The sequence below is a fragment of the Streptomyces sp. SM18 genome (assembly GCF_002910775.2).
Taxonomy (GTDB): domain Bacteria; phylum Actinomycetota; class Actinomycetes; order Streptomycetales; family Streptomycetaceae; genus Streptomyces; species Streptomyces halstedii.
This window is the reverse complement of record NZ_CP029342.1, coordinates 314,651-340,520: the sequence shown is the minus strand read 5'-3', so window position 1 is coordinate 340,520 and position 25,870 is coordinate 314,651. Positions and strand designations below refer to the sequence as shown.

General features: G+C 71.8%; 25 protein-coding genes. 14 read left to right on the top strand and 11 right to left on the bottom strand.

Annotated elements, in window-relative coordinates; translation table 11 throughout:
- Positions 1 to 60 precede the first annotated feature (60 nt).
- Entirely contained in the window at positions 61 to 783 is a 723-nt protein-coding gene (locus B9S64_RS01475; RefSeq protein WP_103489609.1) for a 1-acyl-sn-glycerol-3-phosphate acyltransferase, read from the bottom strand.
- 218 nt (positions 784 to 1,001) lie between these two features.
- Here B9S64_RS01475 and B9S64_RS01470 point away from each other — a divergent pair, with 218 nt between their 5' ends.
- From B9S64_RS01470 to B9S64_RS01450, 5 genes are all read left to right on the top strand, one after another.
- Positions 1,002 to 1,328: a thioredoxin family protein gene (locus B9S64_RS01470; protein WP_103489610.1), complete on the top strand. Its 327-nt coding sequence runs from the start codon at positions 1,002 to 1,004 to the stop codon at positions 1,326 to 1,328.
- A gap of 196 nt (positions 1,329 to 1,524) precedes the next feature.
- Positions 1,525 to 2,031 (top strand): flavin reductase family protein, encoded by a 507-nt coding sequence (locus tag B9S64_RS01465; RefSeq protein ID WP_103489611.1) that lies wholly within the window; start codon positions 1,525 to 1,527, stop codon positions 2,029 to 2,031.
- A 199-nt stretch (positions 2,032 to 2,230) separates the two neighbouring features.
- Positions 2,231 to 3,016, top strand: coding sequence for an electron transfer flavoprotein subunit beta/FixA family protein (locus tag B9S64_RS01460; RefSeq protein WP_028443487.1), 786 nt, complete (start codon positions 2,231 to 2,233; stop codon positions 3,014 to 3,016).
- Positions 3,017 to 3,107: 91 nt separating this feature from the next.
- A complete protein-coding gene (locus tag B9S64_RS01455) occupies positions 3,108 to 4,070 on the top strand; it encodes an electron transfer flavoprotein subunit alpha/FixB family protein (protein WP_103489612.1) in 963 nt (320 codons plus the stop codon).
- 173 nt (positions 4,071 to 4,243) lie between these two features.
- A complete protein-coding gene (locus B9S64_RS01450) occupies positions 4,244 to 5,542 on the top strand; it encodes a DUF6986 family protein (RefSeq protein ID WP_103489616.1) in 1,299 nt (432 codons plus the stop codon).
- Between the two features lie 19 nt (positions 5,543 to 5,561).
- Here B9S64_RS01450 and B9S64_RS01445 read toward each other — a convergent pair whose 3' ends face one another.
- Positions 5,562 to 6,590 (bottom strand): LacI family DNA-binding transcriptional regulator, encoded by a 1,029-nt coding sequence (locus B9S64_RS01445; protein WP_103489613.1) that lies wholly within the window; start codon positions 6,588 to 6,590, stop codon positions 5,562 to 5,564.
- Positions 6,591 to 6,774: 184 nt separating this feature from the next.
- Here B9S64_RS01445 and B9S64_RS01440 point away from each other — a divergent pair, with 184 nt between their 5' ends.
- Entirely contained in the window at positions 6,775 to 7,746 is a 972-nt protein-coding gene (locus tag B9S64_RS01440; protein WP_109491942.1) for an ROK family protein, read from the top strand.
- Between the two features lie 76 nt (positions 7,747 to 7,822).
- Here the strand turns inward: B9S64_RS01440 and B9S64_RS01435 are convergent, their stop codons facing one another.
- Together B9S64_RS01435 and B9S64_RS01430 are read right to left on the bottom strand one after the other, a co-directional pair.
- Positions 7,823 to 9,367, bottom strand: a complete 1,545-nt coding sequence (locus tag B9S64_RS01435; RefSeq protein WP_103489599.1) for an FMN-binding glutamate synthase family protein — start codon at positions 9,365 to 9,367, stop codon at positions 7,823 to 7,825.
- Positions 9,368 to 9,620: 253 nt separating this feature from the next.
- The gene (locus B9S64_RS01430) at positions 9,621 to 10,271 is read right to left on the bottom strand and encodes a DUF4232 domain-containing protein (RefSeq protein ID WP_103489602.1); all 651 of its coding nucleotides are present in this window, start codon (positions 10,269 to 10,271) and stop codon (positions 9,621 to 9,623) included.
- 224 nt (positions 10,272 to 10,495) lie between these two features.
- Here B9S64_RS01430 and B9S64_RS01425 point away from each other — a divergent pair, with 224 nt between their 5' ends.
- A complete protein-coding gene (locus B9S64_RS01425) occupies positions 10,496 to 11,038 on the top strand; it encodes a class I SAM-dependent methyltransferase (protein ID WP_103489601.1) in 543 nt (180 codons plus the stop codon).
- Between the two features lie 97 nt (positions 11,039 to 11,135).
- Here the strand turns inward: B9S64_RS01425 and B9S64_RS01420 are convergent, their stop codons facing one another.
- Positions 11,136 to 11,960, bottom strand: coding sequence for a dienelactone hydrolase family protein (locus B9S64_RS01420; protein ID WP_103489598.1), 825 nt, complete (start codon positions 11,958 to 11,960; stop codon positions 11,136 to 11,138).
- Between the two features lie 99 nt (positions 11,961 to 12,059).
- Between B9S64_RS01420 and B9S64_RS01415 the strand changes: the two genes are divergently transcribed.
- Positions 12,060 to 13,064: a GlxA family transcriptional regulator gene (locus tag B9S64_RS01415; protein ID WP_103489597.1), complete on the top strand. Its 1,005-nt coding sequence runs from the start codon at positions 12,060 to 12,062 to the stop codon at positions 13,062 to 13,064.
- A 388-nt stretch (positions 13,065 to 13,452) separates the two neighbouring features.
- Positions 13,453 to 14,310, top strand: coding sequence for an aldo/keto reductase (locus B9S64_RS01405; protein ID WP_103489596.1), 858 nt, complete (start codon positions 13,453 to 13,455; stop codon positions 14,308 to 14,310).
- 120 nt (positions 14,311 to 14,430) lie between these two features.
- Here B9S64_RS01405 and glpK read toward each other — a convergent pair whose 3' ends face one another.
- A complete protein-coding gene (gene glpK, locus B9S64_RS01400) occupies positions 14,431 to 15,948 on the bottom strand; it encodes a glycerol kinase GlpK (protein WP_103489595.1) in 1,518 nt (505 codons plus the stop codon).
- A gap of 27 nt (positions 15,949 to 15,975) precedes the next feature.
- Positions 15,976 to 16,821, bottom strand: a complete 846-nt coding sequence (locus B9S64_RS01395) for an MIP/aquaporin family protein (RefSeq protein ID WP_103489594.1) — start codon at positions 16,819 to 16,821, stop codon at positions 15,976 to 15,978.
- Positions 16,822 to 17,169: 348 nt separating this feature from the next.
- Here B9S64_RS01395 and B9S64_RS01390 point away from each other — a divergent pair, with 348 nt between their 5' ends.
- The gene (locus tag B9S64_RS01390; protein ID WP_103489593.1) at positions 17,170 to 18,210 is read left to right on the top strand and encodes an NUDIX hydrolase; all 1,041 of its coding nucleotides are present in this window, start codon (positions 17,170 to 17,172) and stop codon (positions 18,208 to 18,210) included.
- 258 nt (positions 18,211 to 18,468) lie between these two features.
- Here B9S64_RS01390 and B9S64_RS01380 read toward each other — a convergent pair whose 3' ends face one another.
- On the bottom strand, positions 18,469 to 19,833 hold the full coding sequence (locus B9S64_RS01380) for a dipeptidase (RefSeq protein ID WP_103489592.1): 1,365 nt from the start codon (positions 19,831 to 19,833) through the stop codon (positions 18,469 to 18,471).
- Between the two features lie 196 nt (positions 19,834 to 20,029).
- Between B9S64_RS01380 and B9S64_RS01375 the strand changes: the two genes are divergently transcribed.
- Complete coding sequence (locus B9S64_RS01375) at positions 20,030 to 21,250, top strand: geranylgeranyl reductase family protein (protein ID WP_103489591.1); 1,221 nt, start codon at positions 20,030 to 20,032, stop codon at positions 21,248 to 21,250.
- Between the two features lie 324 nt (positions 21,251 to 21,574).
- Here B9S64_RS01375 and B9S64_RS01370 read toward each other — a convergent pair whose 3' ends face one another.
- Entirely contained in the window at positions 21,575 to 22,027 is a 453-nt protein-coding gene (locus B9S64_RS01370) for a nitroreductase/quinone reductase family protein (protein ID WP_103489590.1), read from the bottom strand.
- 163 nt (positions 22,028 to 22,190) lie between these two features.
- Here B9S64_RS01370 and B9S64_RS01365 point away from each other — a divergent pair, with 163 nt between their 5' ends.
- From B9S64_RS01365 to B9S64_RS01355, 3 genes are all read left to right on the top strand, one after another.
- Complete coding sequence (locus tag B9S64_RS01365; RefSeq protein WP_103489600.1) at positions 22,191 to 22,928, top strand: TetR/AcrR family transcriptional regulator; 738 nt, start codon at positions 22,191 to 22,193, stop codon at positions 22,926 to 22,928.
- 204 nt (positions 22,929 to 23,132) lie between these two features.
- Positions 23,133 to 24,416: a sensor histidine kinase gene (locus B9S64_RS01360; protein WP_109491941.1), complete on the top strand. Its 1,284-nt coding sequence runs from the start codon at positions 23,133 to 23,135 to the stop codon at positions 24,414 to 24,416.
- Positions 24,413 to 25,078 carry a response regulator transcription factor gene (locus B9S64_RS01355; RefSeq protein WP_103488741.1) on the top strand — a complete coding sequence of 222 codons (666 nt, stop codon included), beginning with the start codon at positions 24,413 to 24,415 and terminating at the stop codon, positions 25,076 to 25,078. Before B9S64_RS01360 ends, B9S64_RS01355 begins: the two co-directional genes overlap by 4 nt.
- Here B9S64_RS01355 and B9S64_RS01350 read toward each other — a convergent pair.
- Positions 25,039 to 25,335 carry a DUF6332 family protein gene (locus B9S64_RS01350; protein WP_103488740.1) on the bottom strand — a complete coding sequence of 99 codons (297 nt, stop codon included), beginning with the start codon at positions 25,333 to 25,335 and terminating at the stop codon, positions 25,039 to 25,041. The two genes, B9S64_RS01355 and B9S64_RS01350, sit on opposite strands and share 40 nt — an antisense overlap.
- A 128-nt stretch (positions 25,336 to 25,463) precedes the next feature.
- A complete protein-coding gene (locus B9S64_RS01345; protein ID WP_103488739.1) occupies positions 25,464 to 25,832 on the bottom strand; it encodes an SCO4225 family membrane protein in 369 nt (122 codons plus the stop codon).
- Positions 25,833 to 25,870 lie beyond the last annotated feature (38 nt).

The following is a 25,870-nucleotide window of genomic DNA, read 5'->3' as shown; positions in this document are numbered from 1 at the left end:
CCCGCCTCCCGTACGGAACTCCCGTACGCGAGGCGGGCTTCCGGAGAGCCGGGCGCCGGTTCAGCCGCGCTCGCGCACCTCGGCGGGGGTGGGAGCCGTACCGCCGAGATGGGCCGGCACCCACCACGTGTCGCCCGCGTCCCGGGGGCGCACCGGGTAGGCGCGCTGTGCCGCTTCCAGGAGCTCCTGCACGCGCTCCCGCAGCCGGCGGGTGATCGCACCCGCGTACTGGTCGACGGGAGCGTCCAGCGCCTCGCCCACCCGGATCGTGATCGGGATGTGGCTGCGCCGGAAGTTGCGCGGGCGGCCCTTGGTCCACAGCCGCTGGGTGCCCCACAGCGCCATCGGGATCAGCGGGACCCCGGCCTCCTGCGCCAGCCGCGCCGCACCGGACTTGAAGCTCTTCAGCGTGAAGGACTGGGAGATGGTCGCCTCGGGGAACACCCCGACGATCTCGCCGGAACGCAGCGACGCGAGCGCGTGCGCGTAGGCGTCCTCACCCCGGCTGCGGTCGACGGGAATGTGCTTCATGCCGCGCATGAGCGGTCCGGAGACCTTGTGCCGGAAGACCGAGTCCTTCGCCATGAAGCGCACGAGCCGTTTCTGCGGCAGCGCGCCGAGTCCGGTGAAGATGAAGTCCAGATAGCTGATGTGGTTGCTCACCAGTACCGCGCCACCGGTCTTCGGGATGTGCTCCGAACCCTGTGTGTCGATCTTCAGGTCGAGCGCCTTGAACAGCGTGCGAGCGGCGCCGATGACCGGCCGATAGACGAGTTCTGCCATCTGGATGAAGACCCTTCTTCAATGCCTCGGGAGGGTTCTCCCGGCGGAAGTTACGCAGCCGTAGGTTTTCGGCATTGTGGCGATCGTGCCCCATGCGCGACTCCGTGGCCAGCCCCACAGGGGCCTGAGCGGGAGATTCTCGTCACGTGAATCCCGCGGGAATGCGATGCGTCGGCCCGGTGCTGATGCTGAGGAAGAGAACTCGGAAGGGGAACGGAATGCGAGGGCACGGTGCCGCCGGCACACTGGACGCCGCCCAACTCGGCGCGGAGCTGGGGGAACGGGCGACGCTGGTGCAGTTCTCGACCGCGTTCTGCCAACCCTGCCGGGCGACCCGGCGCGTCCTGGCCGACGTCGCGGGCATGGTCGAGGGGGTGGCCCACGTCGAGATCGACGCCGAGGCGCATCTCACGCTGGTGCGCCGGCTGGGCGTCAGCCGGACCCCGACCGTCCTGGTCCTCGACGCGGACGGCCGCGTCGTGCGCCGGGCGGCCGGAACACCGCGTACCGCCGACGTCGTCGCCGCCCTGGGAAAGGCGATGTGACGGGCCGTGACACATCTCCCACCTGGTGGGACGGGCTTGACTGTGCACACCACGCGTCGTCAGTCTGACGTGGTGCCGCCAGTACTCCTTCTTCACGGCCGGGCCTGTGTGGACCTCACGCGCCATGCCGGTGCGCGTTGTCCGGGTGTCTGACGAACCCCGCCCGCCCGCACGCCCCTCGACGGAGGACTCCCGCATGACCGTCCCGACCGGTACCGGCACCCCCCGGACGGCCTCGCCCGAACTGCTGCGCTCCGTCTTCCGCCAGCACGCCGCCGGTGTCGCGGTGATCACCGCCTCCGGCGGGCGCCCGGTGGGCTTCACCGCCACCTCGCTCAGCTCCGTCGCCGCCGAACCCCCGCTCCTCTCCTTCGGCGTGGGTACCGGCTCCTCCAGCTGGCCGGTGATCGCGGAGGCCGAGTACGTCGGCGTGCACCTGCTCGGTGAGGACCAGCGGGAACTGGCCGCCACCTTCGCCCGCAGCGGCGCCGACCGGTTCGGGCCGTCCACCGACTGGCGCGCCGGGCCCGAGGGCGTACCGCTGCTGGGCGGTGTCGTCGCCTGGATGATCTGCCGCGTCGTGGCCCGCGTCCCGGCGGGGGACCACCGCGTCGTGATCGCCGAGGTGGTCCTCGGCGAGCCACCGGACGACGGCCGGCCGCTGATCTACCACCGAGGCCGGTTCACCGCTCTGCGAGACTGAACCCGAGCAGGCGCCGCGAACCGGCCGCGTTGGCAAGGTCACAGTTCCACGCGCTTGCTCATGGGTAAAACACTGACTGTACTGGCGAGTAATATTTCGCTTGGCACATCGGTCGACCCGACCGGAAACCGCCCTAAAAGGCGCCTATGCTGCGTGCAACAAGGCAGCCCAGAAAAGACGATGCAGTAGGAGAGCCGGCGTGAGCTTGAGGATCGTTGTCTGTGTGAAGTACGTGCCCGACGCCACCGGCGACCGGCACTTCGCCGATGACCTGACCCTGGACCGGGACGACGTCGACGGTCTGCTGTCGGAGCTGGACGAGTACGCCGTCGAGCAGGCACTGCAGATCGCCGACGAGGCGGACGACGCGGAGATCACCGTGCTGACGGTGGGTCCCGAGGACGCCAAGGACGCGCTGCGCAAGGCGCTGTCCATGGGCGCCGACAAGGCCGTCCACGTCGAGGACGACGACCTGCACGGCAGCGACGTCATCGGTACCTCGCTGGTGCTGGCCAAGGCGATCGAGAAGACCGGCTACGACCTGGTCGTCTGCGGCATGGCGTCGACCGACGGTGTCATGGGTGTGCTGCCGGCGCTGCTGTCGGAGCGTCTGGGTGTTCCGCAGGTCACGCTGCTCTCCGAGGTCTCCGTCGAGGACGGCACGGTCAAGGGCCGCCGCGACGGCGACAGCGCCAGCGAGCAGCTCGAAGCGTCGCTGCCGGCCGTGGTCTCGGTGACGGACCAGTCGGGCGAGGCCCGCTACCCGTCCTTCAAGGGCATCATGGCGGCGAAGAAGAAGCCGGTGGAGTCCCTGGACCTGGAGGACCTGGAGATCGAGGCGGACGAGGTCGGCCTGGAGGGTTCCTGGACCGCCGTCGACTCGGCGGCGGAGCGTCCGGCCCGCACGGCGGGCACGATCGTCAAGGACGAGGGCGAGGGCGGCAAGCAGCTGGCCGCCTTCCTCGCGGAGCAGAAGTTCATCTAGGCACGGTCCCGAGGGCCCGGAGCTCCGCCCGGCCCACGGCTGTTCCCTCCATCGCCCCCGTACTCCCTCGCACGCAGGAGATTGAAGTCCCATGGCTGAAGTACTCGTCTATGTCGACCACGTGGACGGTGCCGTCCGCAAGCCCACGCTGGAGCTGCTGACGCTCGCCCGCCGCATCGGTGAGCCCGTCGCCGTCGCCCTCGGCAACGGGGCCGCCGACACCGCCGCCGCGCTCGCCGAGCACGGTGCGGTCAAGGTGCTCACCGCCGACGCCCCGGAGTTCACCGACTACCTGGTCGTGCCGAAGGTGGACGCCCTCCAGGCCGCCTACGACGCCGTGTCCCCGGCCGCCGTGCTGCTGCCCTCCTCCGCGGAGGCCAAGGAGATCGCGGCCCGCCTGGCGCTCCGTATCGGCTCCGGCATCATCACCGACGCCGTCGACCTGGAGGCCGGTGACGAGGGCCCGGTGGCGACGCAGTCCGCGTTCGCCGCCTCGTACACCACCAAGTCCCGTGTCTCCAAGGGCACTCCGGTCATCACGGTCAAGCCGAACTCGGCCGCCGTGGAGGCCGCTCCGGCCGCGGGCGCCGTCGAGGCCCTGACCGTCTCGTTCTCCGAGAAGGCGACCGGTACCAAGGTCCTCTCCCGCACCCCGCGCGAGTCCACGGGGCGTCCGGAGCTGACCGAGGCCGCGATCGTCGTCTCCGGCGGCCGCGGTGTCAACGGCGCGGAGAACTTCGCGGTCATCGAGGCGCTCGCCGACTCGCTCGGTGCCGCCGTGGGCGCCTCGCGTGCCGCGGTGGACGCCGGCTGGTACCCGCACAGCAGCCAGGTCGGCCAGACCGGCAAGTCGGTCTCCCCGCAGCTGTACATCGCCTCCGGCATCTCGGGCGCGATCCAGCACCGGGCGGGCATGCAGACCTCGAAGACCATCGTCGCGATCAACAAGGACGCCGAGGCGCCGATCTTCGAGCTGGTCGACTACGGCGTCGTGGGCGACCTCTTCGCGGTCGTCCCGCAGCTCACCGACGAGGTCACGTCCCGCAAGGGCTGATCCGCCGCGAGAGTCCAACCCAAGTCGACGGCCCGGGGCCGCGTGGTGTCCTCACCGCGCGGCCCCGGGCCGTTTCCGGTCACCATTGACGCCCGGACCGAGGACTTATAACTTCGCCATGCGGATGATTCATTCCGGCAAGCGGAAACCTTGAGCAGGTGGAGGGCATGGTCATGGGTCAGCAGGAGCAGGTGGCGACGAGCCTCGCGGGTACGGTCGGCGCGGAGATCGGCGCCTCCCTCACCGCGGTGGACGCCGAACTCGCCCGCCGCTATCCGGGAGACCCCGGCACACGCCGGCCCGTGCACACCGTCTACGTCCCCGCCGACGCCTTCGAGGCCGGCACCGTCCGCTCCTGGGGCGACCGGGCCCTGGCCGCGCTCGACGAACACGCCCCCGACGCCGCCGCGTTCGCCGAGATCCTGTCCGTACCGCCGGAGCTGGCGGAGGACGTCCACGGCCGGGTACGCGCCAAGCTGGAGCGCGAACCCGTGGAGGACCTGCGCATCGACTTCGAGGACGGCTACGGGCTCCGCCCCGACGCCGAGGAGGACGAGGCCGCGGCCCGCGCCGCCCGGCTGGTCGCGGAGGCGTACGCCGACGGAACCGCCGCCCCGTACACGGGCATCCGTATGAAGTGCATGGAGGCCGCCGTGCGCGACCGGGGCATCCGCACCACGGACGTCTTCCTCACCGGCCTGATGCGCGCCGGAGGGCTGCCGGACGGCCTCGTCCTGACCCTGCCGAAGGTGACCTACCCGGAGCAGGTCACCGCCTTCGTGCGGCTCCTGGAGGCGTTCGAGACGGCCCACGGGCTGCCGGACGGACGGATCGGCTTCGAGATCCAGATCGAGACCAGCCAGTCGATCCTCGCCTCCGACGGGACCGCCGCCGTGGCCCGCATGATCGACGCCGCGCGGGGCCGTGCGACGGGCCTGCACTACGGGACGTTCGACTACAGCGCCTGTGTCGGCGTCAGCCCCGCCTACCAGGCGAGCGACCACCCGGCCGCCGACCACGCCAAGGCGGTCATGCAGGTGGCCGCCGCGGGCACCGGGGTACGCGTCTGCGACGGCTCCACCAACGTCCTGCCCGTCGGCCCCCCGGAACAGGTCCACGACGCGTGGCGGCTGCACTACCGCCTCACCCGGCGCGCCCTGGCCCGCGCCTACTACCAGGGCTGGGACATGCACCCGGGCCACCTGCCCACCCGGTACGCCGCCGTCTACACCTTCTACCGCGAGGGCCTGGACCAGGCGGCCTCCCGACTCGCCGCCTACGTGGCCAAGGCGGGCGGCGACGTCATGGACGAACCCGCCACCGCCAAGGCCCTCAGCGGCTACCTGCTGCGCGGGATCGACTGCGGCGCGCTGGACACCGAGGAGGTCGCCCAGCTCACCGGCCTCACCCGCGCGGACCTGGACGCCTTCGCCTCCCCCCGCCGGGGCGGCCTCACGGTGACGGCCCCGTAGGGGAGGCGCCCGGCCCGGCTCAGGCGGGCGGCAGCTCGCCCGAGCCGCGGGCGACGAGCCGGGTCGGCAGCTCCACCCGGGCGGGCGCGTGGCCCGCGCCGTCGAGGCGGCGGAAGAGGTGCTCGGCGGCGGTACGGCCGACGGCGGCGGCGTCCTGGGAGACCACGGTGATGCCCAGCAGGTCGGCCAGCTCGATGTCGTCGAAGCCGACGAGGGCGACGCGCCGCTCGCACTCCGCGAGGACACGGACGGCGGTCACGGTCACCCGGTTGTTGCCCGCGAAGAGCGCGGTGACCGGCTCCGGGCCCGACAGCATGGTTTCGGCGGCGGCCTTGACCCGGCCGGGGTCGGTCGTGCCGAGCGAGACCCAGCCGTCCTGGACGGTGATCCCCGCCTCGGTCATGGCCGCGTGGTAGCCGCGCAGCCGCTCGGTAGCCGTGTGGATACGCGGCCGGTCGCCGATGAAGCCGATCCTGCGGTGGCCGTGCGCCACCAGGTGGGCGACGCCCTCCCGGGCGCCCCCGAAGCTGTCCGAGAGGACCATGTCGGCGTCGATCCGTCCCGCCGGGCGGTCGACGAACACCGTGGCGACGCCCGCCTTTATCTCGGGCTCCAGATAGCGGTGGTCGTCGCCGGCCGGAATCACGATCAGGCCGTCCACCCGGCGGGCACAGAGGGCGAGGACGAGCTCCCGCTCCCGCTCGGGGTCCTCGGCGCTGGAACCGTTGATCAGGAGGGCGCCGTGGGCCCGTGCCACCTCCTCCACCGCGCGGCTCAGCGGGCCGTAGAAGGGGTCGGCGAGATCCTCCAGGACGAGCCCGATGGAGGCGGTCCGCCCCTTGCGCAGCACGCGCGCGCTGTCGTTGCGCCGGAAGCCGAGCGCGTCGATCGCCTCCTGGACGCGGCGCTCGGTGTCGGGCGTGACACCGGGTTCGCTGTTCACCACCCGGGAGACCGTTTTGAGGCCCACTCCGGCGCGGGCCGCCACGTCCTTCATGGTCGGTCTGGTGCCGTAGCGGGGCTCGGGATGACGGGTGGTCTCGGCCACGATGCGCTGTCCTGTCGTCGGTCGGATGTGCTTTCATCCCTCCCACGGGCGGCGCGGGAGGGGTGCCGGAGGCTGTGGCGTCGAGCATAGGCCCTGGACAACGTTGTCATGGCGGGAGAGACTGGTACGAACACCGAACGAAGCCGCAGGTCCCGTCACGCACCCCTCCGGAGAGTCGCCCCCGATGCATACCCACCTCGTCGCCGCGCTCGACATCGGCGGCACCAAGATCGCCGGAGCGTTGGTGGACCGCGACGGATCCCTGCTCGTACGCGCCCGGCGGTCGACGCCCGCCCAGGAGGACGCCGAGTCGGTGATGGGGGCGGTCGGGGACGTCCTGGCCGAGCTGACGGCCTCACCGCTGTGGGCCGGGGTGCGCGCCCTGGGCATCGGCAGCGCGGGACCGGTCGACGCCTCGGCGGGCACGGTCAGCCCGGTCAACGTGCCGGGCTGGCGCGGCTTCCCGCTGGTGGAGCGGGTCGGAGCGGTCACCGGCGGGGTCCCGGTCGTGCTGGTCGGCGACGGGGTGGCCATGACGGCGGCCGAACACTGGCTCGGGGCGGCCCGGGGCTACGACAACGCGCTGTGCCTGGTGGTCTCCACCGGCGTCGGCGGCGGGCTCGTGCTGGGCGGAAAGCTGCATCGCGGCCCCACGGGCAACGCCGGCCATATCGGCCACATCAGCGTCGATCTGGACGGCGACCCGTGCCCGTGCGGGGCGCGCGGCTGTGTCGAGCGCCTGGCCAGCGGTCCCAACATCGCCCGGCGGGCCCTGGAGAACGGCTGGCGGCCGGGCCCGGACGGCGACGCGACGGCCGCGGCCGTGGCCGCCGCCGCGCGGGCGGGCGACCCGGTGGCCACCGCCTCGTACGAGCGGGCGGCCCAGGCGCTCGCCGCGGGCATCGCCGCCACCGCCACGCTGGTCGAGATCGACATCGCGGTGATCGGCGGCGGCGTCGCGGGCGCGGGCGACATCCTGCTGGCGCCGCTGCGCAGGTCCCTGCGCACGTACGCCACGCTCTCCTTCGTCCAGCGGCTCACGGTGGCGCCCGCGCTGATGGGCACCGACGCGGGGCTCGTGGGCGCGGCCGCGGCCGCCGCGGCGGCGGTTCCGGCGGGCGGGGCCAACGGCGTACGGACGGTCGCGGCGCAGTAGCGGACGCACGCCGCTGCCGTCCCGGCGCACCGCCTGACACCGACTGCCCGGCTCCTGCCTGGCGGTTCGCCGTACGTCAGACGACCGGCTTCTGCGGAGGGGCCGGTCGGGCGGTGAGCAGTGCGGTGACCTCCCGGGCGAGCTCCGGACCGAGTTCGCCCCAGCCGTCCTTGTAGCCGTAGACGCCGGCCAGCGTACGGGCGTCGTAGTCGCCGTTCATGATCTCGATGTCGCCGGCGGTGATGAATGCCGGGTGGGCGACGCCGACGGCTCCCGACACCTTCAGCAACTCCTTGCGCAGGGTGCGCAGATAGACCGCCGCACGAGTGGCCTTCGAAGGCGCGTCGATGCCGCGCACCAGCCACGGGTCCTGGGTGGCGATGCCGGTGGGGCACTTGTCGGTGTGGCACTTCTGCGCCTGGATGCAGCCGATGGACAGCATCGCCTCACGGGCGACATTGATCATGTCGACACCCAGGGCGAAGGCGACAGCGGCGTTCTCCGGCAGGCCGAGCTTTCCGGAGCCGATGAAGGTGAGATCGTCGGTGAGACCTTGCTCGGCGAACGTGCCGTACACGCGCGAGAAGCCCATGCGGAACGGCAGGGACACCGAGTCGGTGAATATCAGGGGAGCCGCCCCGGTCCCGCCCTCGCCCCCGTCGATGGTCACGAAGTCGACCCCGCGATCGCCACGCGCCATCAGCAGGGCCAGCTCCTGCCAGAAGCTCATGTCCCCCACCGCGCTCTTGATCCCGACGGGGAGACCGGTCTCGGAGGCGAGCAGCTCCACGAAGTCGAGCATCGAGTCGACGTCGTGGAACGCGGAGTGCCGAGAGGGGGAGGCGCAGTCCTTGCCGACCGGGATGCCCCGGATCCGGGCGATCTCGGGGGTCACCTTCGCCGCCGGCAACATCCCACCGAGCCCCGGCTTGGCACCCTGGGAGAGCTTGATCTCCAGCGCCTTCACCGGGGCGCCGACGATCACTTCCTTGAGCTTGTCGAGGCTGAAGGTACCGTCCTCGTCGCGGCAGCCGAAGTACGACGTCCCGATCTGAAGGACGAGGTCACCGCCGTTGCGGTGGTACGCGGAGAGGCCGCCCTCGCCCGTGTTCTGCATCGTGCCGGCCAGCGCCGCGCCCTTGTTGAGCGCCGTGACGGCCGCGCCGGACAGCGACCCGAAGCTCATCGCCGAGATGTTCACGACGCTCGCGGGCCGGAACGCCTTGGCGCGCCCACGCGGGCCGCCCAGCACCTTGGCCGAGGGCAGGGGCGCCTGCGGGTCGTGCACGTCGGGCAGCGTGCCGGCGAACGTACGCTGCTTCACGTACGCGTGCCCCTGCACATGCTCGACGTCCACGTCGGTTCCGAACCCGAAGTAGTTGTTCTCCTCCTTCGCCGACGCGTAGATCCAGGTGCGCTGGTCACGGCTGAACGGGCGCTCCTCCTCGTTGGAGGTCACGACGTACTGCCGCAGCTCCGGCCCGATCGCCTCCAGCAGATACCGGGCGTGCCCGATCACGGGGAAGTTCCTGAGCAGTGCGTGCTTCTTCTGGACGAGGTCGCGGGCAGCCACCAGAGCCAATGCTGTTGCGGCGGCAGCGCCTATGCTCCGAGCGCGCATGAACGTTCCTCTCCTCGACTGCTCGACACCCGGCACCATCGCCGTGCGGCGGACGTTGTGGGCGACGGGCGCCGGATGCGGCCAGGCACGCATCGGCGTCCGACGACGAAACGCCCACGATATTAGAGACCTCCACGAACGGGCGGGCAGGGGCGGGGCGGGGCACATGAGCCGGGCATCCCCGCCCGCGCCGCTGATCAGTCGTCCCTCGGCCGTGCTCCGGAGCATGATGGCGACGACCCCGTTCGGCTCGTCAGACGATGACGGGAACGGCCTCGGCGCGGTCGGTGGCCCAGTTGGTGACGATGGGCTTGTCGACGAGGGCGGCTTCGGGGAGCTTCAGTTCGGCGGGGTCGGGGTCGTCCTCGGTGACGGCGACGATGACGTGCTCGAATTCCTTGCCGGCGTCGTTGTTCGTGGTCTTGGGATTGATGCCGGTGTACGCGACGGCGGAGCCGGTGAGCTTGATCGGGTCCTCGCCCCCCTGCCCGACCGGTGAGGCGACGCCGTCGACGCCGGAGCCGAAGGACGCACTGGGGGTGTTGTTGTCCAGGTAACAGGTGATCCCGGACTTGGCCTTGGCGGTGACGAGGTAGTAGCCGCCGGCCTGGGACTCCGAAGTGACCGTGAAATCCAGGTCGTTCGTGCCGCAGGACTGCCCGTAGCCGCTCTTCCCACCGTCGTCGGAATCGGTTGTGCCGGTGGAGCCACCGGTGGGGGAACTGCCGGCGGACGAGCCGTCGCCGGAGGAACTGCTGCCGGAGGAGGCGACAGCGGAAGGAGCCGCGGAGCTGCCCGCGTCGGCGGGGTCGTCGGCGTCGCAGGCGGTGGTGGTGGCGAGTGCCGTCACGGCCGCGGCGGCCAGGACGAGACGGGTGGAACGGGGGGTGAGACGCGAACGCATGGTGATCTCCAACAGCCGTCGGTCGCGGTGATTCCTGCTGACTCGGATCACACTAGGGCGGTCCCAACCTGAAATGATCGTGAGAATGTCCGGATCCTGTCTCAGCAGCTTTGTATGCGGACAGCGACCACAGTCACCCGAAGACATCTCGTGGCACCAGCGGCGGCTGAAGGAGACGCCGGGGCGGCGTGCGGCCGGAGCGGCAGGTGTGCCACGGTGATCGCATGACGTGGAACGGTGACGAGTACCAGGCCCGGTTCGACCGCATCGCCGCGGAGGGCGGAGACATTCACGGGGAAGCCGCGCTGCTCCGGTCTTTCGAGCCCACCACCGTCCTCGACGCGGGCTGCGGCACCGGCCGGGTGGCCATCGAGCTGGCCCGTCACGGAATCGCCGTGGTCGGCGTGGACGTCGACGCGTCGATGATCGAGACCGCCCGGCGGCTGGCGCCTGAGATCCGCTGGTACCGGCACGATCTGGTCGGCCTCGACCTCGGGCAGTCGTTCGACGTCGTGGTGATGGCGGGCAACGTCCCCCTGTTCACCCCGCCGGGAACGGAACCGGCCCTGGTGGCCGGGGTGGCGGGCCACGTCCGTTCCGGCGGCCGCCTCGTCGCGGGGTTCTCCCTGGACCGCGGATACGCGCTGGACGACTACGACGCCCACTGCCGTGCGGCGGGACTGACCCTGGAAGCCAGGTACGCGACGTGGTCCCGGGCCCCCTACACCGACGGGGACTACGCCGTGTCCGTCCACCGTAGGTTCTGACCGTCCGCGCCACGGGCCCGGTCGGACCGCGCCACAGGTCTGGCCGTCCGTGACCAGGTGGGTGGCCGCCCGGCCCGTCCGCGTCGTACGGGGGGGATCACGCTCGCCGTGTCCCCAGCCGTTCCGCCAGGAAGGCGATGATCTCGTCGCGGGCCCGCACGGTGGGGTGACCGCTCTCGTCGACGAGGTGCGCCGTGACAACGCTGTGAGCGCAACCAACGACGTCACGGAAGAAGGGCGGTGGGTCCGTGTTCGCCGTCTCGGACGCGAGCACGCGGCCGTCGAACGCGTTCCCGAGCAGTGCCTGATAGGCCGCGAACCGTCGGCCGGTGCACCATCTGTCGTTGTCGAACCGGTAGGCGAGAACCTTCAGGCCGTCTCGCGCCACCCGCTCGGCCACGGCGGCGGCGTCTTCGTCACTGATCTCCAGACCACCGGGGTCGTCGAGCGGAAGCGAGGGATGGTTCACCACCGGGGCGATGACCGCGGGTTCGAGTGCCATGGTCAGGGCGAAGTTGCCGCTGAAGCACAGCCCGACGGCGCCGACGCCCGGCCCGCCCCGCTCGGCGTGCGCCAGCCGGGCGAGGCCGCGCAACCACGCGACGACGGGGCTGGTGCCTCCGCCGGCGAACGCCCGGAACTCGGCGCTGACACACGCACGCCGGACGACGGTCTCCTGCGCCTCGGCGATTGGATAGGCGCCGTCCACGCCGAAGAGCGAGGGCAGGTACACGGAGAAGCCGGCATCGCGAACCCACCGCGCGAACCGGGCGACGTCGGGACTGATACCCGGCATCTCGGGCATGAGGACGACCGCCGGTCCGGTTCCGGCGACATGGACGGTCTTGCCGACGCCATCGACGCCGACGACCCTCCGGGAGAAGTCGTCCAAGGGGTCGTTCTGTCCTCGCGTGATCGTCATGACCCAGATGATGACGAGCGGACCTCCTCCACGGAAAGCGGCGGCATCGCCATGTGTCCCGCTAATATCGCCATCCGGTCGAGGCACGGGAGGGGCCGCATGAGTCCGTTGCGCGTGGGTGTGCTGGCCTACCCCGGCTGCTTCGCGTCGGAGGTCTTCGGAGTTCCCGACCTCCTGACGATGGCCACGCACGTCGCCGCGGCGCACGGGCCGGCCCGGACGGATTACGAGGTGTCGGTCATCTCGCCACGGCGGAGGGTGACCGCGTCCGGCGGCTCCGCCCTCGACGTCTCGGCGGTTCGCCCGGTGGACGTTCTGATCGTGCCGGGCTTCGAGCTCTCGCCCACGCTCGATCTCGACGCGACACTCGCCCGCCTGGGACCGGAAGTGGCGTCGATCCGGTCGCAGGCGGCCTCGGGTACCGCCGTCGTGTCGATCTGCGTGGGCGCCTTCCTGGTCGCCGAGGCCGGACTGCTCGCCGGGCGCGAAGCGACCACGTCCTGGTTGTTCGCGGACCGGTTCGCCCGCAGGTACGCCGACGTGTACCTCCGCCCGGAGAGCTTGGTCGTGACCGACGGAGGGGTGACGACCACAGCCGCCTTCAGTGCCATGTACGACTTCGCGTTGCGGCTCATCCGCGAGCACGACGGCCCCCGCGTCGCCCGTAGCACCGCGCGCGTCGCGCTTGTCGACGACGCACGTTCCACGCAGGCTTCCTACGTCGATTCGCGGCTCCTGCCCACCACGGGCGGGGACTTCTCGCTCGGCGTCAAGCGCCGGCTCGACCAGAACCTCGGTGCCCGCTACGACCTGCCCGCCCTCGCCCAGGAGTTCCACGTGAGTACGAGGACCCTGCTCCGCCGCTTCCGTGACGAAGCCGGCGAGACACCACTCGCGTATCTGCAAGGGGTCCGGGTGCGTCGGGCCGGACTCCTGCTGGAGACGACCGACCACACGGTCGCGGGCATCGCCGCCGCGGTCGGATACCTCGACCCGGGGGCGTTCACCCGCATCTTCGTGAGGCACACGGGGCGGCGGCCGGGGGAGTACCGCGCGGCGTTCCGCCGACGCCGCGACAGCGAGGGCGTGTCCGGCGGATCTTGACCGTGTCCGCGACGCCTGGCACGCCCTCGCACCCCCCTCGTACGTCCTGTCTCGGCACGGCTCGGAAAGGGTGACGCGGCCGGCGGCGAGAGGGCTCCCGGGCGAGGATGTCCACGCGGCGGCCCCTGACGACGGCCGGGCCGGGGGGTCTGGGTCACCGCTTCGAGTACGGGGGCGGCCTTCTACGCCGGACGGCCCAACGCCGTGGGCGCCGCCGTCCGGCCCAAGGCGATCCTCAAGGTCAGCGCGACACCGTCGGGCCGCAAACGATCAAGGAGCCACTTGACATGGCCGACCACGGATTCGAGCGGATCTTCCCGCTCGGGGAGACGAACGACGCCTACGCCGGGAACTTCGTCGGGCAGAGCTACCGGAGCGGAGAGAACGCATGAGCATCCTTCACGAGACCTACGTCCTGTCCAACGGCGTCGAGATCCCGAAGCTCGGCCTGGGCACCTGGTTCATCGACGACGACAAGGTGTCCGACGCCGTGCGCGCGGCGGTCGGGATCGGCTACCGCAACATCGACACCGCCCAGGCGTACGGCAACGAGCACGGGGTCGGAGAAGGCGTCCGCACCTGCGGGGTGGCCCGCGAGAGCCTCTTCGTGTCCACCAAGCTGGCCGCGGAGATCAAGGACTACGACGCCGCGGCCGAGGCGATCGACAGGTCGCTGGCGAAGCTGGACATCGGCCCTATCGACCTGATGCTGATCCACGCCCCGCAACCCTGGGACGACTTCCGTGGCGGCGACTACGCCGAGGGCAACCGCCAGGCGTGGCGCGCGATGGAGGACGCCCATACGGCGGGGAAGATCCGCGCGATCGGGGTGTCGAACTTCCTGCGGCCCGACCTGGAGAACATCCTCGCCCACGGAACCGTCGCACCGCACGTGAACCAGGTGCTCCTCCACGCCGGGAACACCCCGCAGGATCTGCTGGCGTCCTGCGCGGACCACGACATCCTCGTACAGGCGTACTCGCCGATCGCGCACGGCACGCTCCTGGACAGCCGCCGGATCGCCGCGATCGCCGAGAAGTACGCGGTGAGCGTCCCGCGGCTGTGCATCCGCTACGCACTGCAACTGGGCACCCAGCCGCTGCCGAAGACCACGAACCCCGAGCACATGCGCTCCAATGCCGAGGTCGACTTCGAGATCTCCGAGGCGGACATGGCCGCGCTGCGCACCCTGGACGAGCGCGACTACGGCGAGCACGCCGCCTTCCCCGTCTACAGCGGTAAGTAGGCCGCAGCCGGGCCGGCCGCGTCGTGCCGCGGCCGGCCCGGCATCCCGTCCCGTCGCCGCCGTCACAGCGGCGCCCGTGCCTCCCAACCCCGTGCCGACGCAGGGCGCCGGGCACGAGCGTCAGGGAACCCGCACCCAGTCGAGGGTGCGTTCCACGGCCCTCTTCCAGCCGTCGTAGCCGGCCGAGCGCTGTTCCTCGGTCCACTGGGGCGACCAGCGCCTGGACTCGTGCCAGTGGGTGCGCAGTTCGTCGGTGTCCCGCCAGAACCCCACGGCCAGCCCGGCCGCGTAGGCGGCACCGAGAGCGGTGGTCTCGGCGACCACGGGCCGGCTGACCGGTACGCCGAGGACGTCGGCCTGGATCTGCATGCAGAGGTCGTTGGCGGTGACGCCGCCGTCGACCTTGAGCACGTCGAGGTGGACGCCCGAGTCCTGCTCCATCGCCTCGACGACATCGCGGCTCTGGTAGCAGATCGCTTCCAGCGTGGCACGGGCCAGGTGGGCGTTGTCGTTGTACCGGGCCAGGCCGACGATCGCTCCTCGGGCGTCGGCGCGCCAGTACGGCGCGAACAGACCGGAGAAGGCGGGGACGAAGTACATGCCGCCGTTGTCCGCGACACCCCGGGCGAGCTCTTCGCTCTCGGCCGCGGTCTTGATGATCTTCATCTGGTCGCGCAGCCACTGCACCGCGGAGCCGGTCACGGCGATGGAGCCCTCCAGCGCGTAGACCGCCGGGCTGCCGCCGAACTGGTAGGCCACGGTGGTGAGAAGGCCGTGCTGCGAGCGGACCGGTTCCGTGCCGGTGTTCAGCACCAGGAAATTGCCGGTGCCGTAGGTGTTCTTCGCCTCGCCGGGCGCGAAGCAGACCTGGCCGACGGTGGCCGCGTGCTGGTCGCCGAGTACCCCGGTGACGGGCACGGCGCCGCGCAGTGGCCGGGAGGTGCGTGTCGAGCCGAACGCCTCAGGGTGCGACGAGGGGTTGATGGTGGGGAGCATGGCCCGAGGGATGCCGAAGATCCCGAGGAGTTCCTCGTCCCAGTCGAGCGTCTCCAGATCCATCAGCATGGTGCGGCTGGCGTTGGTCACGTCGGTGGCGTGGACACCGCCGTCGGGACCGCCGGTCAGATTCCACAGGACCCAGGCGTCCGTGTTGCCGAAGACGGCGTGCCCGGCCTCCGCCGCTTCCCGTACGCCGTCGACGTTCTCCAGGATCCACTGGATCTTGCCCCCGGAGAAGTAGGTCGCGGGCGGCAGTCCGGCCTTGCGCCGGATGACGTCGCCCTGCCCCGTACGTTCGAGGTTCGCCGCGATGGCGTCGGTCCGGGTGTCCTGCCACACGATGGCGTTGTAGTACGGCCGTCCGTTGCGCGGGTCCCAGACCACCGTGGTCTCACGCTGGTTGGTGATGCCGATGGCGGCGAGGTCGTCCGCCGTCAGGCCGCCGAAGCGCAGGGCGTTCTGCATCACCGAGTTGGTTCGCTCCCAGATCTCCACCGGGTCGTGCTCCACCCAGCCGGAGCGGGGAAGGATCTGGGCGTGCTCCAACTGGTGCTTGGCGACCTCGTTGCCGCCGTGGTCGAAGACCATGAACCTGGTGCTGGTGGTTCCTTGGTCCACCGCGCCTATGAACTCTGCCATGATGTGCCACCTCTCCGGGCGGTTCCGTCAGTCCTGGGACGCGGGGACGCGTCCCGGCGGCTCGGGTTCGGCTCTGGGCATGAACCGGCTGATCAGCGCCTGGTACATCCCCGCGCCGAGCAGACCGCCGACCAGCGGGCCCACGATCGGCACCCAGAAGTAGAGATTTCCGTACTGATCGCGCCAGGCCCCGCTGTACCCGGTGATGAAGCTCGCCAGCCGCGGGCCGAAGTCACGGGCCGGGTTGATCGCGTAGCCCGCGTTGGTTCCCCAGGCCATGCCGATGGCGACCACGACCAGCCCGATGATGAGCGCGCCCAGGTTCGCGCCCGGTGGTGTGTTGAGCGTGTCGGTGATGGCCATGATCAGCAGCAGCAGGATGGCCGTGCCGATCACCTGGTCGCGGAAGGCGCCCCACTCGTGGACCGGCAGGGCCGGATTGCCGTTGGCGGGAAGTGTGGAGAACGCGATCTGCGTCTTGTCGGTGTGCCCCGGGTCGGCCTTCGCCAGCGCCTCGCTGTAGTTCCAGCGCACCAGGAGGGCGGCCACGAACGCGCCGGCCGTCTGGGCCAGGGCGTAAGGGGCCACCTTGCTCCAGGGGAAGCCTCTGAACGCGGCCAGGGCGACGGTCACCGCGGGGTTGAGGTGGGCACCGCTCAACCGTGCCGCCACGTAGACGCCCAGGGTCACGCCCAGCCCCCACGCCCACGCGATGCTGTCGTGGTCCCCGAGCCCGCCCGGCGGACTCGTCAACGCCCCGCCCGCGATCACCTGGGCCACCACACCGCACCCGAAGAGGATGAGGATCATCGTGCCCACGAACTCGGCCGACAACTCGCCGATCAGTCCTGCCCTCGCACGTAGCCCAGCCATGAGAGCTCGCCCTCCGCCGGCTGAACCGGCTCTCGACCACCCGAGCAATGTCAGTAGGCTAAGGCGCCCCGCAAAAGCGCGCATTTCGGAGTAATTCAGGGCTTTCAGTCCCGGTCGCCGGACCCCCGCACCGGTCCTCTGTGCTCAGCGCCCTGGATCAGGCGCTCGGCTTCACCGCCTGTTCCCCTGGTCCCCGGGGCCCGGAATCGGGGAGTACCTTCGGCGCGTACGGGAGAAGGAAGTAGTGGGTGCGGGGTTGTGGACGCCTCCTTTTCCCATGCCGCTCCCGGATGATCTGCGCAATGCTGCTCCGTCCTTGTTCAGCGGCCTTCCAGTCTTGGAGTACGAATGATCGTCTGGATCAACGGTGCGTTCGGTGCGGGCAAGACCGGCGCCGCGAACGAACTGATCGACCTGATCCCGCACAGCACCGTCTACGATCCCGGGGTGACCGGCGCGTACCTGCGTCGCCTGCTGCCGCAGAAGAGGCTCGCCGATGTGACCGACTTCCAGGACCTGCGGATGTGGCGGCGCCTGGTGGTGGACACGGCGGCCGCCTTGCTCGCCGAGACGCCCGGCGTCCTGGTGGTGCCCATGACGCTCCTGCGGCAGGAGTACCGCGACGAGATCTTCGGCGGGCTGGCCTCCCGTCGTATCCCGGTGCGCCATGTGCTGCTCGCACCTGAGGAAACGATCCTGCGGAAACGGATAGCCGGCCGCGAGAAGCGCTCCGAGGGCTCCGCGCAGGCCGAGGAGGCGGGCCGATGGGCGTACGACCACATCGAGCCGTACCAGGAGGCGCTCGGCTGGATCACCGCCGACGCCCTCACGATCGACACCGGCGCGCTCACCCCGTACGAGACGGCCGAGCGGATCGCGGAGGCCCTGCGCACCGGTGAGGCCGGGGAGTGCGGCATCGTCCAGAGTCCCGAACCACGGGCCGAGACCGTCGCCTCCGGTGTGCTGCTCTTCGACGGACAGGACCGGGTCCTGCTCGTCGACCCGACGTACAAACCCGGCTGGGAGTTCCCCGGTGGAGTGGTGGAGCCAGGGGAGGCCCCCGCCGAGGCCGGGATCCGGGAGGTGGGGGAAGAGCTGGGCATCACCCTGCGGACCGCTCCGAGGCTGCTGGTGGTCGACTGGGAGGCACCCAGGCCGCCCGCCTACGGTGGACTGCGCTTCCTCTTCGACGGCGGACGCCTGGCCGACAGCGACGCCGCACGCCTGCTGCTCCCCGGATCCGAGCTGCGCGGCTGGCGCTTCGCCACCGAGGCGGAGGCCGCCTCCCTGCTCCCGCCCACCCGCTTCGAGCGGCTGCGCTGGGCGCTGCGGGCCAGGGAGCGGGCCACCGTGCTGAACCTGGAGGCCGGGGTCCCGGTGGGCCCGTGAACGCGGTGCTCACCGGGCGGTAGCCGTGCCGGTGCCGAGGGGGCCGCCGTGGCCGGTGTCCGTCCCGGGCCGGCGGCGCCCGAGTCCTGTCAACGCGTGGGCGTACGACGGGCGTTCCCGGCCGGGGAGCACGGGGGCAGCGATCTCCTCCTCACCCGGGATCACCGGGGCGTCCAGCCGGTGGGCACCGGCGGGCGCCCGCCGCCGGGATTCCGTCCCTGGCGGCGTTCGCCTGAGGTGTGGCGCGATGACTGTGCGTCAGCCCTTCCTGGACTCCGCGTAGTTGCGCAGGAACAGCGCCTCGGTCACCGAGAGCCGCTCCAGTTCCTCGGGGGACACGCTCTCGTTCACCGCGTGGATCTGCGCCTCGGGCTCGCTCAGTCCGATCAGCAGGATCTCCGCCTCCGGGTACAGCCCGGCGAGGGTGTTGCAGAGCGGGATGGAACCGCCCATGCCCGACGACTGCATCTCCTGGCCCGGGTAGGCGACCCGCATGGCCTCGGCCATCGAGGTGTACGCCGGACTGGTCATGTCGGCGCGGAACGGCTGGCCCTGGCCGACCTGTTCGACGGTCACCCGGGCGCCCCACGGCGCGTGCGCCCGGAGATGGGCCGTCAGCAGCTTCGTCGCCTCGGTGGCGTCCTGGCCCGGCGGCACCCGGAGGCTGATCTGCGCGCGGGCGCTCGCCTGGAGCGAGGGCGTGGCCCCCACCACGGACGGGCAGTCGATGCCGACGACCGTCACGGCGGGCCGGTCCCAGATCCGGTCGGCGACCGTGCCCGTGCCGATGAGCTCCACACCGTCGAGCACCTTGGCGTCCTTGCGGAACTCGTCCTCGGGGTACTGCAATCCGTCCCACACCGCGTCGGTCGCCAGCCCGTCGACCGTCGTCGTCCCGTCCTCGGCGCGCAGCGACGCCAGCAGCTGGATCATCGCGGCCAGCGCGTCCGGGGCCGCACCGCCGAACTGCCCGGAGTGCAGGTTGCCCTCCAGGGTGTCCAACCGCACCCGGAGCATGGTCATGCCCCGGAGCGTCGAGGTGACCGTGGGCAGGCCGACCCGGAAGTTCCCGGTGTCACCGATGACGATCGTGTCGGCGGCGAGCAGCTCCGGGTGCGCCTCGGCGTACCGCTCCAGGCCGCCCGTACCCTGCTCCTCCGAGCCTTCCGCGATCACCTTGACGGAGACCGGGACACCGCCGTTCGCCTTGAGGGCGCGCAGCGCGAGGAGATGCATGATGAAGCCGCCCTTGCAGTCCGCCGCGCCCCGGCCGAACCAGCGGCCGTCGCGCTCGGTCAGCTCGAACGGCGGGGAGAGCCACGCCGACTCGTCGAGCGGCGGTTGCACGTCGTAGTGCGCGTAGAGCAGTACGGTGGGCGCGCCGGCCGGGCCGGGCAGGAAGCCGTACACCGACCGGGTCCCGTCCGGGGTGTCCAGCAGGGCGACGTCCTGGAAGTCCTCGGCGCGCAGCGCGTCGGCGACCCAGTCGGCCGCCGCCTCGCACTCACTGGTGGGAAACTGCGCGGGGTCCGCCACCGACCGGAAGGCCACCAGCTCGGCCAGCTCCGCCTTCGCACGGGGCATCAGCGAGGCAACGGTCTCGGAAATCGGACGGGCGGTCATGGGCACGCTCCTGGTGGGTGCGACGTTAGGACTGTGGCGCGGTGTACGCGACTGCGGGTGACCCCGCCGTGGACGCTGCGTCGCGTGTACGACGAAATCACGGCTGATCCTCCCACAGCGGGGCTCGGCCACAACGCGCCGTAGGATGCCGTGAGCAACTGGGGCCACTGGTCGGGATCGGGAGCAGAAGCACATCGTGAGCAGCGAGAACGCAGACGCCGGACGTGAGCCGGAAGAGTCGTCGTCGGTATGGGACGTCGTCGTGGTCGGCGCGGGTCCGGCCGGAGCTTCCGCGGCGTACGCGGCGGCCGTCGCGGGCCGTCGGGTCCTGTTGCTGGAGAAGGCGGAGATCCCGCGCTACAAGACGTGCGGCGGCGGAATCATCGGGTTCTCCCGGGATTCGCTCCCCCCGGGGTTCGAACTCCCCCTGAAGGACCGGATCCACGCGGTGACCTTCTCGCTCAACGGGAAGCTGGCCCGCACCCGCAAGTCCAGGCGCATGCTCTTCGGGCTGATCAACCGGCCCGAGTTCGACGCAGGTCTGGTCGAGGAGGCGCAGAAGGCGGGTGCCGAACTGCGCACCGGCGCCTCGGTGTCGCGCGTCGAGCAGCACGGACCGGCCGTCCCCGACCGGCGCACGGTCGCCGTGGTGCTGGCGGACGGGGAGACGGTCCTGGCCAGGGCCGTCGTCGGCGCGGACGGCAGCGCGGGCCGCATAGGGGCACACGTCGGGGTGAAGCTCGACCAGGTGGACCTCGGCCTGGAGGCGGAGATCCCGGTCCCGGAGACGGTCGCGGAGGACTGGGCGGGGCGGGTCCTCATCGACTGGGGGCCGATCCCCGGCAGTTACGGCTGGGTCTTCCCCAAGGGGGACACGCTGACCGTCGGTGTCATCGCGGCACGCGGCGACGGCGCGGGGACCAAGCGGTACCTGGACGACTTCGTCGGCCGGCTGGGGCTCGCCGGCTTCGAACCGAAGATCTCGTCGGGCCATCTGACGCGGTGCCGCAGCGACGACTCGCCGCTCTCCCGCGGCCGGGTGGTGGTCTGCGGGGACGCGGCCGGACTGCTGGAGCCGTGGACGAGGGAGGGCATCTCGTTCGCCCTGCGGTCGGGGCGGCTCGCGGGCGAATGGGCGGTACGCATCGCGGAGTCGCACGACGCGGTCGACGCCCGGCGCCAGGCGCTCAACTACGCGTTCGCCATCAAGGCGGGCCTGGGTGTCGAGATGGGCGTCGGCCGCCGCATGCTCAACCTGTTCGAGCGGCGCCCCGGGCTCCTGCACGCGGTCCTGACGGGCTTCCGCCCGGCCTGGAGCGCGTTCGCCGGGATCACCCGGGGGACGACCTCGCTCGCGGAACTGGTCCGGAGCCATCCGCTGGCACAGCGCGCGATGTCGGCGCTGGACCGCCGCTGACGACTGTTCTCCGGCCGGTCGCGGATCGGGGGCCGGTGCCGGTGCCGGTGCTTTGGCTGTGCCGGTGGCCGGTGGCCGGTGGCCGGCGGTCGGCCGCCGGGCCCCGCTCGTGCCGGTGGTTGTCGGGCCATGGCTGTTCGAAGGCGGGCCGGGTGACGCCGACGGGCGGCGTGTCGGGGGCCGGAGGCTCCCGCCGCCTTCCGGGGCGGGCCCGTGCGGTGGCCGAGGGAGACGCCCCGGCACCGCTGGTCGCCGGGACACCGCCGGTCACCGGGGCACCGCCGGTCGCCGGGGGCCTGGGGACCGAGGAGGCGCCCGGCGCCGTCACTTCTCGGTCGTGATCCGGAAGACCGGGTGGTCCGTGCAGGCCGCCAGGAGTTCGGCGTCGCTTGACGTGGCGGTCACGCCCTGGAAGTACTGATTGACCTCCCAGCCCCACCGCTTGAGGTACGCGCGCAGGATCAGCACCTTCTGCGCGTCGTCCGCGATCTCCTCCGCCGTGAACGTACGGGTCTTCCGTCCCACCCGGAGTTCCCCGCCGCCCGCCACGCGCATGTTCCGCACCCACTGTGAGTGGCCGCGCGCGGAGACGACGTACTGCTCGCCCCGGTAGGTGTGCGGGTTCACGGGGATGCGCTGCATCCGCCCGCTCGTGCGGCCCCGTACCGACATCTCGGCGGTCCCCAGCAGGCTGATGCCGTGACGGGCGAGCCATCCCACGACGCTGTTCATCCGGACGTTGAACGCGCTGCCCTGGAGGTAGTACGGCTGAGACATGGGAGAACCCGCCTTCGGCAAGGGGAGAAACAATACGAGAGCACTGCTCTCACTTGAGAGCGGTGCATGCGAGCGAGATCAGTGTGCACGAGATCGCTGATCCAAAGCAAGAGCACTGCTCTCGTTGTTGTTCAGTGCTCTGCTCGCGTGGCAGACTGACCGCATGAGCGCCATCCGAGGAGCCAGAGAACGCGCCCGTGTCGAGGTCACCGCCGCCATCAAGGAGGAGGCGAGGCGGCAACTCGCGGCGGACGGCGCCGCGAAGCTCTCCCTGCGTGCCGTCGCCAGGGAGCTCGGCATGGCCTCCTCCGCCCTCTACCGGTACTTCCCCAGCCGCGACGACCTGCTCACGGCCCTCATCGTCGACGCCTACGACGCGGTGGGGGAGAGGGCCGAGGCGGCCCGCGCGACGCCCGCCGGGTCCACCGGCCCGCACACGGCCCGTTTCGCGGAGATCGCCTGCGCCGTCAGGAGCTGGGCCCTGGCCTACCCCCATGAGTACGCGCTGATCTACGGCTCGCCCGTCCCCGGCTACACCGCCCCGCAGGACACCGTGGGTCCCGCCTCCCGCGTGGCCTTCGTCTTCCTGGGCCTCGTCCGCGCCGCCCACCGCGCGGACGGCCTCGCCGTGGGCCGTCTGCCGGACGGACTGCGCCCCGAGGCGGAACGGATGGCCGCCGAGCTGGCCCCCGACCTGCCGCCCGCCTCCGTGGTGGCGCTCGTCGCCGCCTGGTCACAGCTCTTCGGGCTGATCTCCTTCGAGGTCTTCGGCCAGTTCCACCGCGTCGTGGAGGAACGGGACGCCTTCTTCCGGCACTCCGCCGGCGAACTGGCCCGCTCGGTCGGGCTGTCCGACGGCCCGGCCACCGACACGGGGGACACACACGACCGGACGCGCTGACCCGGCGCTCCGAGCCCGCCCCCGCGCCGCGCGCCCGACGCTGTGCTCCGCGAACCCGGCACTCGGCGCCCCGTACCCGGCGCCCGCCACGAGCCCACCGATCGGTGCCCCGCTGCGTACTCCCCGCGTACTCCCCGCGGAGTACGCGTGACCACCACGCCTGGCTGACGCCCGGCACGCCCCGGCCCGTCTAGCGTTGCCGGTATGGACGACCAGCCGTCGCGCAGCGGCGCGGCCACGCCCCGGCGACCGGGCGGGCGGGGTCCCCGTGCCGGGCACGGGCCGCCCGCCTGGCTCTCCGACGCCCGGTCCGGCACGGGGGAGCGGGCCGGGCCGCCCTGGGTCTCGACCGTCGCGCTCGCCGTGTTCGTGATGGTGGCAACGAACATCGCGGCCCACAGCCAGGGCCGCGAACCCCTCGGCGTCCCCGGCCGGCTGCTGCTGCTGGCGGCGGTGGCCGTCCTGCTGGTACGCCACCGTCACCCCGTGGCGGCCGTCTCCGCGACCTGTGCGGTGACGCTCGTCTACCTCGCCCTGGGCTACCCGTACGGCCCGGTGTTCCTGGCCGTCGCGGTGGGCTGCTTCAGCGCCATCGTGTCCGGGCACCGCAAGGCGGCCTGGTGGTCCCTGGGCGCGCTGTGGGCCGGACACGTGCTGGTGGCCCACTGGCTGTACCGGTGGCTGCCGCCGGACGGCGACGGCCCGGCGCCCTGGGCGCAGGAGGCGTTCATCACCGCCTGGGCGGCGGCGGTCGTCGCCGTGGCCGAGTTGCTGCGGGTGCGCCGGGAGCAGTGGGCCGCCGCCCGCGAGGAACGCGCGGCCGCGGAGCGGCGGCGGGCCGACGAGGAACGGCTGCGCATGGCACGCGAACTGCACGATGTCCTGGCGCACAGCATCTCCGTCATCAACGTCCAGGCCGGGGTGGGGCTCGCCCTGCTCGACAGCGATCCCGAGCAGGCCCGTACCGCCCTGACGACCATCAAGTCCGCCAGCAAGGAGGCGCTCGGCGAGGTACGCCAGGTCCTGGAGAGCCTGCGCACACCGGGAGACGCCCCCCGGGCCCCCGCCCCCGGCCTCGACCGGCTGCCCGAACTGGTCGAGCAGGCCGCCGGGGCGGGCCTCACCGTGACGGTCACGACGGACGGCGACCGCACCCCGCTCCCGCCCGGCACCGACCTGGCGGCCTTCCGGATCGTGCAGGAGGCCCTCACCAACGTGGTGCGGCACTCTGGCTCGCGCACCGCCCAGGTGCGGCTCGCCTACCGGGACGGGGTCCTCGCTCTTCGTGTCGAGGACGAGGGCCCCGCCACGGGCGACGACGCCGGAGGGAGCGGCAGCGGGCTCATCGGCATGCGGGAGCGGGCCGCCGCGCTGGGGGGCACCACCGCCGCGGGGCCACGCCCCGGCGGCGGATTCCTGGTCCGCGCCGAACTGCCCCTGTCCCCGGGCCCGCACGGTCCGGTGGCAACCACCGGGGAGGCGTCGTGATCCGCGTACTGCTGGCCGACGACCAGCTCCTGGTCCGCGCCGGGTTCCGGGCCCTGCTCGACGCCCAGCCGGACATCGAGGTGGCGGGCGAGGCCGCCGACGGCCGGGAGGCCGTGCGCCTGGTGCGCGAACTACGCCCGGACACCGTGCTCATGGACATCCGCATGCCGGCGCTGGACGGCCTCACCGCCACCCGCCGGATCACCGAGGACCCGGCCCTGAGCGAGGTGAGGGTGGTCATGCTCACCACCTTCGAACTCGACGAGTACGTCTTCGAGGCCATCCGGTCCGGCGCCTCCGGCTTCCTGGTCAAGGACACCGAACCGGAGGAACTGCTACGGGCGGTACGCGCGGTCGTCGCCGGGGACGCGCTGCTGTCGCCGGGAGTGACCCGCCGGCTGATCGCCGAGTTCGCCGCACGGTCCAAGCAACCCGCCGCCGCCACGGTCCTGGACGCGCTGACCGAGCGCGAGCGGGAGGTGGTGGCCCTGGTCGGGATCGGCCTCTCCAACGAGGAGATCGCTCGCAGGCTCGTCGTCAGCCCGCTGACCGCCAAGACCCACGTCAGCCGCGCCATGGTCAAACTGGGCGCCCGCGACCGGGCCCAACTGGTGGTGCTCGCCTACGAGTCGGGGCTCGTCCGGCCCGGCTGGCTCGGCTGAGCCGCCCCGGGCGGCAGTACGGCCGCCGACCCGGGGAAGCGCCACAGGACATGGACCACCCGGACGACGAAGACCACGGCACCGAGCACGGCACCGGCCATGAGCAGCAGGCGTTCAGCCGTCGGAGGCAGATCGAGGAACAGGGCCGGCAGCGAGATCCCGCCGAACGTGGCGGCGGCCACCACGCAGCCGCTGACCAGCGCGTAACCGATCTCGACGGTCATGGCGTCCCGCTCGGCCCGCGTACGTTGCCCCATGCCCGGAGTATCGCCGCGGCAGAAGTGCTTGGGCAAGGAGCCCGGCCGGTACGGCTCCGTCCGGCCGGGCCCCGCGCGTGCCCGTACGCCGGGCTCAGCGCCGCGATCCGCGTACGGGCCGGTGGCCGTCAGGCGCCCTGCGGACGGGCGGAGCGGCCGCGCCCGGTACCGCGCAGCAGCCGTGTGAACCAGCCCAGCGCGCAGGCCTGCGCCAGCACGGACACAAGCAGGCCAAGATAGAAGAACCAGGCCGGCCCGCCCGCCTCCGCCCCGGTCATCGAACCGCCGATGAGGAAGACGAACACGGTGGGCGCCGCCAGGAACAGCACCCAGACCCCGGCCAGCGAGGCGTCGGCGTGGGCCACGAACAAGGTGTCCACCGTCACGAACACGGTGGCCGCCAGCACGAGGGCGAGGTAGATCCGCGACGCCGTGTTGCCGAACGTCAGGTGTGCCGCCGTACGCAGACGCCGGTGGGTGATCAAACGCTGAGTCATGTCCCGCTCCCCGTGGATGGCCGATACCTCCATGGTGC